A 12177-nucleotide genomic window follows, 5' to 3' on the forward strand; every position below is an offset into this window, starting at 1 on the left:
TATTTAAATTACATGGACGTAAATTACGTTGGAGAGAATCTTTTACCCGGAAAAATTGGACAATTTTTCGTTATCCTTTCTTTTGGGGCAGCTTTATTATCCTTTATTAGTTACTTTTTTGCTACTCGTGAGCCACATTTAAAGTCGTGGAAAAAACTGGGGCGTATAGGTTTCTGGCTTAATGCTTTTTCCATTGTCGTGATTGCAAGCACGTTATTCTATATTATTTACAATCACCTATTTGAATATCATTACGCTTGGGCACATTCTTCACGATCCTTACCTACCCATTTTATTATTTCCTGTTTTTGGGAAGGTCAGGAAGGAAGTTTCTTGCTTTGGATGTTCTGGCAGGCAGTACTTGGATCTATACTGCTTTTCACTGCTAAATCATGGGAATCCCCTGTGATGACTTTTGTCATGCTGTGTCAGATCTTTCTGGCCTCCATGCTGCTTGGGGTAGAAATATTCGGATCAAGAATAGGTAGCTCTCCTTTTATTTTATTGCGTGATGCATTGAATATTCCGATTTTCAGCAATCCAAATTATTTAAGTATGATTCCTGATGGTAGCGGGTTAAATGCTTTACTGCAAAACTATTGGATGGTGATTCACCCACCAACCCTCTTTCTGGGGTTTGCTTCCATGGTTGTACCTTTTGCTTACGCTGCAGCGGCCTTATGGACAAAACGCTATAAGGAATGGATAACACCGGGATTACCTTGGGCTTTATTCGCTGTCATGATCTTAGGTGCAGGGATTATCATGGGCTCCTTTTGGGCTTATGAAGCCTTAAACTTTGGTGGTTTCTGGGCTTGGGATCCAGTAGAAAATGTATCTATCATCCCATGGTTGACGCTTATTGCAGCGGTACACGTTATGGTTGCCTACAAAAACTCGGGGCAAGGTTTTTTCACGGCTACTTTCTTAGCACTGATTAGCTTTGTATTAGTGATTTATGCATCCTATCTTACCCGAAGTGGTATTTTGGGAGAAACATCCGTACACTCTTTTGTTAGCTCAGGATTATCAGGCCAATTGATTGTTTTTAATCTATTATTTTTGGCAATCATGGTCGGTCTGCTGATTTGGCGCTACAAAGAACTACCTTCTACCAAAAAGGAGGAAGACATCTACTCCCGTGAATTCTGGTTATTTATAGGGGCACTGGTCTTAACAGTGTCTTGTGTGCAGATGATTGCCACCTCCTCCATTCCAGTCTTTAACGCACTATTTGGCACAAAAGTAGCCCCTCCAATCGACCCTATTCCGCATTACAACAAGTGGCAGGGTGCTTTTGCTGTCGTGGTTATGCTTTTGACGGCTTTCACACAATTTTTAAAATACAAACGCACCGACGCTAAGAAATTTTGGGCTTCCACTATAGCCTCGCTTATCATCGCTGTTGTCATCACCGCTTTGGTCGTATATTTCACGAAGATATACACCAATGTAATGTTCATCTTATTGGCATTTACAGCGATCTTCTGTATCCTTGCCAACATCCGTATTTTAGGCGATGCATTGAAAGGGAAGTGGCGTTTGGCCGGTTCAGCTGTTTCACATATCGGTTTTGCCATGTTGCTTATCGGAGCTCTCATTGCTGCGGCAACCAATGAGGTCATCTCGCAGAACAGCTCAGGCTATATTCAGATTGCGGGATTCGATAAAGTAGAAAATCCGGGAGAAAACCTCTTTCTCACCATTGATGAACCGATTCAAATGGGTGATTATCGTATCACCTATATTGGGGACAGCATCGTTCCTCCGAATGTGTATTATAAAATCCAATACGAGAAGATCGACGAGGAAACCGGCAAAGTGAAAGAATCTTTTGTCTTAAAACCATTTGCCCAGAACAATCCACAAATGGGTGGTCTTATCGGGACACCGGATACCCGCCATTACCTAACCCACGATATCTATACGCTTATCACATCGGCGCAATCAGACACACAAATGCAAGCGGCAAACACGCCGCAGGAGGAAAAAACAGGGTATGAGGATTACGATGAACCGGCTACCTATCAGGTTAGTCTGGGCGATACCTTGCGTTATAGAAACGGATTTTACATCATCGAGGATGTTAATCAGGACGCGAAGATCAACAACATCCCAAAAGGACCAAACGACATCAGTGTAGGTCTGAAAATTCGTGTTGTAGCGGCAGATGGTCGAGAACATACTGTAGAACCTATTTTCCTGATTAAAGACGGTAACACTTTTGATTTCAATAAAGATGTTACCGAGCAGGGGTTACGTTTCCGGTTCACCAATATCCTTCCAAAAGAAGATAAGCTGGAAATCATGCTCTACCAAAAGCCACTTCCAGAGAAAAAATGGATTGTTTTCAAAGCTATCAAATTCCCTTATATCAACTTCTTCTGGGCGGGCACTATCGTAATGACCATCGGTTTTATCATGGCGATTTACCGCAGGTGGAAAGATGGCAAACAGGCAAAACAAAAAACAGTCTAATGGATATTGTTCTCCTTGGAAGTGGAAATGTAGCAACGCATCTGGGCAAAGGTCTTAAAGGTGCTGGACATCATATCGTACAAGTTTACAGTAGAAATAAAGCCTATGCATCAGCATTGGCTTCACTTTTGAAAGCAGATACCATAGATAATATCACAGCCATTCGACAAGATGCAGATCTCTATATTCTAGCCGTCACAGATGAAGCTATCCCTCCCTTGGCTGAAGAACTTTCTCCTGCTATAACCGGCATTGTCGTCCATTGTTCTGGGGCAACACCATTGGCCGTATTACATCATTTCAGCCGTTACGGTGTCATTTACCCTCCGCAAAGCATTTCCAAAACTGTTGAGGCAGATCTCTCTAAAATTCCTTTTGGTATTGAAGGAAACGATACATCCACCAGCCAATATCTATTGGAACTGATGCAAAAGATTTCGTCTCTATCCTTTCTCTGCTCTAGTCAGCAGCGCTTAGCTTTACACATAGCCGCTGTATTTGCCAACAATTTTTCCAATGCCTTATTCCAGATCAGTCATGATATTCTGAAGCAGCATGAGTTGCCGTTTGACCTGCTAAAGCCTATCATCGCTGAAACGGCCCAAAAGATACAAAACAATCAACCTAAAGATGTACAAACAGGTCCAGCCAAGCGTGGAGACCAACAGACCATACGTAAGCATTTAGACTTTATCAGCGAAAACTCGAATTGGGTCAAAATCTATCAACAACTCACCGAAGAAATAACCATTCAGAATAGATAGCACCTTATTTTTTACGAAACAGAAAAAAGTTTACCGAATAACGTTCTTTTTTCGCTTTCCATAAATAAGTTCCTAATTTTGTGCAAACATTTGAATTATGGTGATAGCGCCCTCTTAAACACATCCGTTCTGGAATGGCTTCATTTTTGCAAGCACAATAGCTTGAATTGAAGCTTGATGTTATTCATTAAATACAAAAGCACTTTATTTTTCACAATATATTATGGCTGTTAGAAAACTGATTCTTGCAACGATTGTCATTATTAATTTAATTATCATCTCTTTTGGGGTCATCTTTACCCCACAATGGTTTTGGCTTTTGCTAATACCTTTTCCATTGATGATTTTGGCATTTGCCAACAGCATGCAAACAAAACATGCTATCTTAAGAAATTATCCGTTAGTAGGTTATTTTCGTTTCTTCTTTGAAAGTATCCGTCCAGAGATGCGTCAGTATTTCTGGGAATCCGATACCGATGGCCGTCCGTTCAACAGACGTCAACGTTCTATCGTATACCAACGTGCTAAAAACGAAAGAGAAACTGTAGCTTTCGGGATGCAGACCGATCCACAAGCGGTAGGAAACGAGTGGGTTGCCCATTCCGTGTTCCCATGCCATATCGAAGACCATGATCTACGTACCATGGTCGGTAATTTTCAGTGTAAGCAACCGTATAGCTTAAGCGTTTTCAATATTTCAGCAATGAGTTATGGGGCGCTGAGCAAAACCGCTATTACAGCACTTAATAAAGGAGCTGCCCTACAAAATTTCGCCCACAATACCGGCGAAGGAGGCATCAGTCCTTACCACATCAATGGAGCAGATCTTATCTGGCAGGTTGGAACCGGTTATTTTGGTTGTAGAAGCGAAGAAGGAAAGTTTGATGGGGATCTGTTTGCGGAAAAAGCGAACCGTCCTTATGTGAAAATGATTGAGCTAAAACTATCTCAGGGTGCAAAACCGGGACATGGTGGTATCTTGCCAGCTGCAAAGAACACACCAGAAGTTGCTGCAATCCGCCACGTCGTCCCAGGTACGGATGTGATGTCACCTCCAGCACACAGTGCCTTCAGCACACCTGAAGAAATGATGCATTTCATTCAGCATATGCGTGAGCTTTCTGGCTACAAACCGGTAGGATTTAAGATGTGTATCGGCGATAAGCAAGAGTTCATCGACATTTGTAACGCGATGTTGACCACACAAATTTTCCCGGATTTTATATCCATTGACGGTTCCGAAGGTGGTACAGGAGCAGCTCCATTGGAATTTACGGACAATATCGGGATGCCGTTATACGATGCACTGTCTTTTGTGACAACTACACTTATCAAATTCGGTGTTAAGAAACACATCAGACTGATTGTTTCCAGCAGAATTGTCACAGGTTTCGACCTATTAAAAGTCATTGCCTTGGGAGCAGATGCTTGTTACAGTGCACGGGGAATGATGTTCGCTTTGGGGTGTATTCAAGCCTTGAAGTGTAATGAAGACGTTTGTCCAGTAGGCGTTGCTACACAGCAACCTCACCTATATAAAGCATTAGATGTGCAGGATAAGTATATCCGTGTTGCACAGTTCCACAGAAACACCTTACGCGCCACAGTGGAAATTATGGAGGCTTGTGGATTTAAGACACTGGATGATGTCTCCGCAGATAAGTTCTTCCGTAAGGTCGATAACATACAAACCTTGAGCTTTCAAGAAATATACTTTAGAAATACCGGAAAACTCGTTCGAAGCCACAGTGCTTTTGAAGTAGAAGAGTTTTAAAAAAAATAGGGAATGGCAAAGTTATCCTACTTTGCCATTCCCTATTTTATCAAATTCGCATAAAGCACCTCCAAAGTTCGTTTTGCGTGCGACATATCCTCTCTTTCCAAGCCTTCAAAAGCCTGATTAATCGTTAGTTTAGCTTGCTGCATACATTTTTCTTTAATCTGTCGTCCATGCTTAGTTAAGAAGATTAGGTTCGAGCGCTTGTCCTCTTTATCACTTACGCGCATCACTAATTTAATTTTTTCCAGATTATTAATCAACCGTGAAATACTCGGTTTATCCCGAAATGTTAAACAAGCCAGTTCCTGTTGCGTGCGTCCCTCCTCTACCCATAAGTAGTAGAGCAATGACCATTGCTCCGAAGTGATAAGAATCCCCTCTTCTTTTAAATTACGCTGTAAGCGTCGCCCCAGAGCAGCACTGGCCTTACCCGTCAAAAAAGAAAAGAATTCATCTGCATATTCGATTTCCGATGTCTTCATTATACAAATTAGGTTAGTTGTTTATACAAACAAAATAAAAATCACCTTATGATGCAAATAAAATTTGATTTTTGTTTGTTTTTAGTATATTTATACTAATGGAAAATTTCTTGCCAGCTTTATTAATTATTGGCGGTGTTATCTATAAGATTTACACCGAGTTCCAAAAGGAACAGGAAAAGGCTCGTCAACGGAAGCCATCCATACCTCCTGTGCCGCAACAACAGATCCCCACACCTCCCTCCGTTAAGCCTGCTCCACAGGTTGATAAATACACTGCTCCACCACCTGTATCCGAGGTGAAAGCGGGCCGTTATGAGGAGGCATATTCAGCCTACCAAGGTTTTATTCCCGAAGAGGTAAAAAAGGTCAAACTTGCCCGCGAAAAAACAAGAAAACAGGAATTAAAGGTTGAAGATATAGATGAGCATGATACAAGATTTGACCTCCGCGAAGCCATCATCCAATCGGCTGTTTTAAACAGGCCTTATATAGATTGATTGTTTAAAGGGTTAACTGTTTAAGGGCTTAGACGATAAACCAATAAATAACTTAGTAAAGAAATTCTCAGAGGCCTGCCACTAATAGTCGATTACAAAGAAAAACGATCGGCATCTTTCAAAAAGGGAAATTGTTCACGCGCTTTTTTCAATTCTGCCGGGTTAAGCGTAAATGTATATAGATCTTCATCTTCTGGTTTGTAATACACAACATCCCCTACAGGCGAAATACACATCGATCCTCCCGAATAATAAACCTCATTTCCGTCATAGCCCACACGGTTTACACCGATGACATAGGCTTGATTCTCAATCGCTCTTGCAGGAATTAATGCGCGCCAATGTGCAGAACGTTTGTCCGGCCAACTTGCAGTATACACTAAGAGATCATAAGCACCATCGGTATTTCGGGACCAAACAGGGAACCGCAAATCATAGCAAATCATCGGACATATACGCCAACCTTTAAGTTCAAATATAATCCTTGAACTCCCTGCTGTAAAGACCTTATCTTCATCTGCCATAGTAAATAGATGGCGTTTATCATAATGCACGAAACTACCATCAGGCGACATCCAAACGAATCGGTTATAGAATTTCCCACCTTCTTCGATGATTAAAGTACCTGCTACAACACAACCGTAGGCCTTGGCATGCTCATACATCCAATGCATCGTAGGCCCATTCATGGTTTCGGCACATTTCTCCACATTCATCGTGAACCCCGTGTTAAACATCTCAGGTAGCAGAATCAAATCTGTTTTCTCCTTCAGCGCTGACAAACGAAGAGACAGGTTATTTAAATTCTTCTCTACATTTTCCCAAAATAGATAAGCCTGAAATATTGTAATCTTGATCGGTTCCATATATTTAGCTATGTGCTAATTTTTTTCAAATTTATAAAAGTTGTTACAGTACATGACAAAAAATAATGTCATCGTCATTGCGAGGTAACGAAGTCCCGCCTGAGGCGGGAATGACATTAAAAAAGCAGATTGGTTTCCTTCGGAGCTGCTTCGCGGTCGTCATACTTTCTCGTCCCGAATGCTTTCGGGAACGCGTTTTTTATGACTCATTCAGTTTTGTTATGTACTAAAAAAACAACGACCTTCGCTTTAAGAAGACAATTTACTAAAAAAACAAAAGCGAAACAAATTTTACCTAACTGTACTATTGCGCACGGTGCATTAAAGCATTGGCTAAATTAAAAAGAGATTGTTTGCTTGCTTTCGGGCATGGAATTGCTTCCAGTTTTTCATATGCTACAGCGGTAAACTTTTCCTTCTGATATATAGCTAACGAAGGAATATCGTATTTAGCATATAAAGCCTTCATTTTTTCCACTTTCTGTGGTTCTTTATCGATATCATGTGTCAATAATTCCGTCAATAGTTGTTTATCTTCTTCCGAGGCCAATTCTTTGAGTTTAATAAACAAAATCGTCTTTTTATTGGCCAAGATATCTCCACCAACTTGTTTTCCAAAAGTTTTAGGATCACCGTATACATCCAAAATATCATCCTGCAACTGAAAAGCAATTCCTAGATTTACACCAAAATCATAAAGTAACTGTTGATTCTCCAACGAAGTTCCCGCAATAATAGCTCCCATCTGCAAAGCTCCTCCCAAAAGCACGGAGGTTTTTAGCCGAATCATATCGATATATTCCACTTCGCTGACTTGTGAACGTTCCTCAAAATCCATATCTAACTGCTGCCCTTCACAAACTTCCAACGCTGTTTTATTGAATACCTGTAACAATGGAGCTATTTTCTCTACCGGCGACAAACACAGTTGTTCATATGCTTTTACAAGCAAAGCATCCCCCGACAGAATAGCCACATTGTCATTCCACTTTTGGTGTACCGTAGGTTTTCCACGGCGTAACGGAGCATTGTCCATGATATCATCATGAATCAAGGAAAAATTATGGAAATATTCCACGGCCAGACTTGCCGAAATAGCATCCTTCATCGTGCGTGGTTCAAAAAGCTCTGCCCCCATCAAGACTAATTGCGGACGGATACGCTTACCAGCTAAAGACAGTATATAACGTAATGGATCGTACAGATTATCGGGCTGTTCGGGAAAATCTACTTGTTTGAGACGGTCTTGTATGATTTGAGAATATGTCGAGTTGTTGAACATCTTGAAAAATTATAGACGAAGATAAGGATAATAAAATATAGGTGAAATGCTATCTTTGTATAAATCACGACCGGATGCGGATTTTCATCATTCATAACTTCTATCAACATGCTGGCGGCGAAGACATGGTCTTTCGGCAGGAAGTCCAGGAATTAAAGCGACACCACACTGTAGAGACATTGACTTTCCGCAACAAAAAAGGCTGGCGAGGCTTATGGCAATTTTTGGCTTATCCGTGGAACCTATCTGCACAGCGTAAAGTCAAAAAGCAATTGCAACACTTTAATCCGGACATTGTGCATATCCATAACTTTCATTACGCTTCAGGACCAGCACTGATCCGAACGATAAAAAAACGCCGTATTCCAGTGGTCATGACACTGCATAATTTTAGGATGCTTTGTCCCTCGGCAACACTGTTCTTCAGAGACCGGTTGTATTTGGACAGTATAGGCACTAATTTTCCGTGGAAAGCTGTCCGTTTAAAGGTACTGGAGAACTCGTTTGTAAAGACATTCGGCACAGCCTTTACCTATTTTTCACACAGAAAACTGGGAACTTTCCAGTTGGTGGATCGTTTTCTAACCTTATCGGCATTCTCCCGCCAGCTATTTTTATCTGCTGACCTACCCTTTTTCTCCGCAGATAGCATCTTGGTGAAACCTAACTTTGTTGAAGTAGAAACCAAGACACAGGAAAGGGAAGATTATTATCTTTTCGTTGGACGTCTTTCCGCAGAAAAAGGAATAATGCAGCTTGTCAATACTTTAAAAGGGAGCGATAAAGTACTGAAAATCGTAGGTGATGGACCGTTGATGGCAGAAGTCCGCAATAGTATCCAAGGCGTCCGTAACATCGAGCTCTTAGGACAGAAAGGCAAAGAGGAAACCATGCAACTCCTAGCGAAATGCAAAGCTCTCCTTGTTCCATCAGTATGTTATGAAGGTGGCGTCCCACTCACCATTATCGAAGGCATAGCAACGCAAACGCCGATTATCTCGACCAATATTGGTGCTATACCGGGACTGATAATTCCTAATCAAACAGGCTGGTTATTTGATCCCTATAAACGAGAAAGCATACTTTCAGCCATCACAGAATTTGAAAATTCGGATAAAAAAGACGACATTGTTAAAAATGCGCATGCTGTGTACAGGTCTACATTTACAAAAGACATTGTTATGCAACAGTTAGAAGAAGTTTACCAAAAAGTAATAGCGAAATGAATATTATCATTATGGACAAGTTGAATCTTGCCAACGAGATTCAAGCTCAATTAGAAACAGTTTACGACCCGGAGCTGAAGCCTGCAAATATTGTGGATTTAGGTTTGGTGTATGAAATTATCACCAAGGAAGACGGCACAGCTAAGATTGTTATGACACTAACCGCCCCTGGCTGTCCTGTAGCTGGAGAAATCATGAACGAAGTACAACAAAAGGTTGCTGCAATAGCAGGAATAAAAGAAGCTTTAGTAGAGTTGACATTTGACCCACCATGGACCAAAGACATGATGAGCGAGGAAGCTAAATTAGAACTGGGGTTTTTATAAGCCCTACCCCTCTGCTTTACCAGCCGACTGTTCCAATTGTTCCAAGGTCTTCTTAACCTTTTTCGGTTGTGCTTCTTTCCCAAAGAGTGCGTTCCAGAGATTGCGGGACTCTTTGGTCAGCAACGGGGAGACAATTGATAGAATCAAGACATAAACCACCACAAAAGACTGCAAGATAGGAAGCAAGCCTCCTGCCTTACCGATATTCGCCATGATAATGGAAAACTCACCCCGAGCAGATAACGTAAGACCAATATCAAATGAAGCACGTGGCTTCATTCCCGAGAATTTAGCAGCGAAATAGCCCGAAGCCACATTTCCCACTACCGTAACAAAAGCAGCTAAAGCGCCCCAGCCCAAAGCACCTCCCAAGGTATACATGTCAATCGAAAGTCCGAAGCTGAAGAAGAACATCGCACCAAAGAAGTCCTTGTAAGAGGAAATCATTCCTTCAATTTTCTTAATATACTTCGAGTCGGCAAACACTAACCCTGCCATCAAAGCACCTATCGCCTCTGCCACGTGAATAGTTTCGGAAAATCCGGCAATGAGAAATAACAGGCTAAATACAATAAGTATAAACAATTCGGGTGATTTGTCTTGCAACAGACGGTCAATAGCAGGCACTAATTTCCTGCCCAATATCAAAAAAGTGAGGATAAAACCTAAGGCTAATGCCGAAGTCCCGACAACTGACCAAAAAGAAGTTCCCCCGGTAAGAATCAGACCCGACAGAAAGGAGATGTGCATGGCGATAAACAAATCGTCAAACATAATCATCCCCATGATTACTTCGGTCTCAGCATTAGCAGTACGCTTCAAATCCGTCAATACCTTCGCTACGATAGCGGTCGAAGAACTTGTCATCACTCCACATAGCACCATCATCTCCTTAAAGGGCAAATCCATCAACCAGCCAATGAGTAGACCAGAGACAAAGTTGAGCAAAACATAGGTCAAACCACCTGTGACAATGGATTTCCCGGATTTCATCAACCGACCCACCGAAAATTCCAATCCCAAATAAAAGAGCAAAAAGAGCACACCTAAGCGCCCCATAAAGTCAATAAAGGGCTTGCTTTCAGCAAATGTCAAGTCGATATGCCCAAATTGTGGAGCGTGCTGTCCCAGCACCATACCAATAATAATAAAAAAGGGAATTACTGAAAACCGCAATCGATTCGCCAACAAACCGACAATTGCTACTAAGAAAACAGCAACACCGACTTCTAATATTAAGGTAGGTGACAACATAGAACTATATTAGGATTTCTTTTAAAAGTTTGATATTTGATTTCTTTCCTGCAATAACCAAAGTTACCCCCGGAGAGATAACATAGTCCGGTCCTGGGTTAATAATTGTTTCATCATCGCGGATTGCCGCAATAATGGATGCACCGGTTTTCTGACGTACGCCTAATTCACCAATACTTTTATTCACACCATCGTTGGAAGGCTCTACTTTGTACCATTCGATACGCAAATCATCCAATGCTACTTCAATGGTTTCTAATGCTTTAGGCTTATAAGAAAGCCCTCCAAGGATACCAGCCACCTGACGCGATTCCTCATCCGACAGCGTCATCACACAATGTGTCTCACTGTCGTCGTCTTCCGACCGATAAAGTTCGCGCCTGCCATCATCATGGATCACCACTACCATGTTATCACCGGCCTCTGTCTCAATCTGATACTTCTTTCCAATACCGATCAAGTCACTTTCTCTAACTATAGACATAGCAAAAAGATTTAATACGATTCGTATTTAATTAATAATAGGACAAAAGTAGCAAAAAATAAATAAAGGCTTGGTCTTATGGATACAGCCTTTATTTATTCTTATTTTTCTTTGGAAAGCCAGATCCAAATATAACATCCCAGATGGAAGAGCTCACCCCGAACCCTTTTTCCGGATCAGCATAGTGGTGTAACATGTGGTGATCTTTGATACGTTTGAAAATCCCTGATTTGAAATTCGCATGGTGCATCGCATAATGGCACTCATCGTAGATCAAGTAGCCTAGCATAAAACCCGCAAAAAATGCAGCCAAGGTATATTCCGCAAAAAACAAACTAAATATCAGGTAAATAATGGTGGCCATAGGAATACTTGCCGATAAGGGCATCACCAACCGCAGCCTATCTTTTGGGTAATCATGATGCACACCATGAAAAATAAAGTGAATACGTTTGCCCCAGTCCGAAGTCGGGTGGTAATGAAAAACCCAGCGGTGTAACACGTATTCTGCCAATGTCCAGAACACCAAGCCACTGAAATAGTAAAGTGCAACGGAGCTTACCGACAAACCACCTATCGCATACGCTTTATAAACCAAGTATACTATTACCGGTATCCAGAAAATCAACGGAACAGACCAGTGAATCTTCGTCAGCGACTCCAAAAAATCATTTTTGAACATTCTTGTGGACTCTTCCGAATTTGAAACATACAGTTTTTTAGCCATAACACAGT

12 protein-coding genes are annotated in these 12177 nt (G+C 41.4%); 6 read left to right on the forward strand and 6 right to left on the reverse strand.

What is annotated here, in order from left to right:
* Window positions 1-12 precede the first annotated feature (12 nt).
* From BM375_RS14440 to BM375_RS14450, 3 genes are all read left to right on the forward strand, one after another.
* Complete coding sequence (locus BM375_RS14440; protein WP_093367089.1) at window positions 13-2478, forward strand: heme lyase CcmF/NrfE family subunit; 2466 nt, start codon at window positions 13-15, stop codon at window positions 2476-2478.
* The gene (locus BM375_RS14445; protein ID WP_093367138.1) at window positions 2478-3242 is read left to right on the forward strand and encodes a Rossmann-like and DUF2520 domain-containing protein; all 765 of its coding nucleotides are present in this window, start codon (window positions 2478-2480) and stop codon (window positions 3240-3242) included. Before BM375_RS14440 ends, BM375_RS14445 begins: the two co-directional genes overlap by 1 nt.
* A 223-nt stretch (window positions 3243-3465) precedes the next feature.
* Window positions 3466-5016, forward strand: coding sequence for an FMN-binding glutamate synthase family protein (locus BM375_RS14450; RefSeq protein ID WP_093367091.1), 1551 nt, complete (start codon window positions 3466-3468; stop codon window positions 5014-5016).
* 41 nt (window positions 5017-5057) lie between these two features.
* Here the strand turns inward: BM375_RS14450 and BM375_RS14455 are convergent, their stop codons facing one another.
* On the reverse strand, window positions 5058-5504 hold the full coding sequence (locus BM375_RS14455; protein ID WP_093367092.1) for a MarR family winged helix-turn-helix transcriptional regulator: 447 nt from the start codon (window positions 5502-5504) through the stop codon (window positions 5058-5060).
* Between the two features lie 98 nt (window positions 5505-5602).
* Between BM375_RS14455 and BM375_RS14460 the strand changes: the two genes are divergently transcribed.
* The gene (locus BM375_RS14460) at window positions 5603-6004 is read left to right on the forward strand and encodes a hypothetical protein (RefSeq protein WP_093367093.1); all 402 of its coding nucleotides are present in this window, start codon (window positions 5603-5605) and stop codon (window positions 6002-6004) included.
* A gap of 92 nt (window positions 6005-6096) precedes the next feature.
* Here BM375_RS14460 and BM375_RS14465 read toward each other — a convergent pair whose 3' ends face one another.
* Both BM375_RS14465 and BM375_RS14470 read right to left on the reverse strand, forming a co-directional pair.
* Complete coding sequence (locus BM375_RS14465) at window positions 6097-6870, reverse strand: amidohydrolase (protein ID WP_093367095.1); 774 nt, start codon at window positions 6868-6870, stop codon at window positions 6097-6099.
* 304 nt (window positions 6871-7174) lie between these two features.
* Entirely contained in the window at window positions 7175-8152 is a 978-nt protein-coding gene (locus BM375_RS14470; RefSeq protein ID WP_093367096.1) for a polyprenyl synthetase family protein, read from the reverse strand.
* A gap of 74 nt (window positions 8153-8226) precedes the next feature.
* Between BM375_RS14470 and BM375_RS14475 the strand changes: the two genes are divergently transcribed.
* Together BM375_RS14475 and BM375_RS14480 are read left to right on the forward strand one after the other, a co-directional pair.
* Window positions 8227-9378, forward strand: a complete 1152-nt coding sequence (locus tag BM375_RS14475; protein ID WP_093367098.1) for a glycosyltransferase family 4 protein — start codon at window positions 8227-8229, stop codon at window positions 9376-9378.
* The gene (locus tag BM375_RS14480) at window positions 9375-9704 is read left to right on the forward strand and encodes a metal-sulfur cluster assembly factor (RefSeq protein WP_093367099.1); all 330 of its coding nucleotides are present in this window, start codon (window positions 9375-9377) and stop codon (window positions 9702-9704) included. The genes BM375_RS14475 and BM375_RS14480 overlap by 4 nt, the downstream gene beginning before the upstream one ends.
* A gap of 3 nt (window positions 9705-9707) precedes the next feature.
* Here BM375_RS14480 and BM375_RS14485 read toward each other — a convergent pair whose 3' ends face one another.
* The 3 genes from BM375_RS14485 to BM375_RS14495 all read right to left on the reverse strand — a co-directional run bounded on the left by BM375_RS14485 (window position 9708) and on the right by BM375_RS14495 (window position 12169).
* Window positions 9708-10958, reverse strand: a complete 1251-nt coding sequence (locus tag BM375_RS14485; protein ID WP_093367101.1) for a cation:proton antiporter — start codon at window positions 10956-10958, stop codon at window positions 9708-9710.
* 4 nt (window positions 10959-10962) lie between these two features.
* Window positions 10963-11442: a cation:proton antiporter regulatory subunit gene (locus BM375_RS14490; RefSeq protein WP_093367102.1), complete on the reverse strand. Its 480-nt coding sequence runs from the start codon at window positions 11440-11442 to the stop codon at window positions 10963-10965.
* 91 nt (window positions 11443-11533) lie between these two features.
* Entirely contained in the window at window positions 11534-12169 is a 636-nt protein-coding gene (locus BM375_RS14495) for a sterol desaturase family protein (RefSeq protein ID WP_244525918.1), read from the reverse strand.
* Between the last annotated feature and the right edge of the window lie 8 nt (window positions 12170-12177).

Source organism: Sphingobacterium wenxiniae (assembly GCF_900116225.1).
Taxonomy (GTDB): Bacteria; Bacteroidota; Bacteroidia; order Sphingobacteriales; family Sphingobacteriaceae; genus Sphingobacterium; species Sphingobacterium wenxiniae.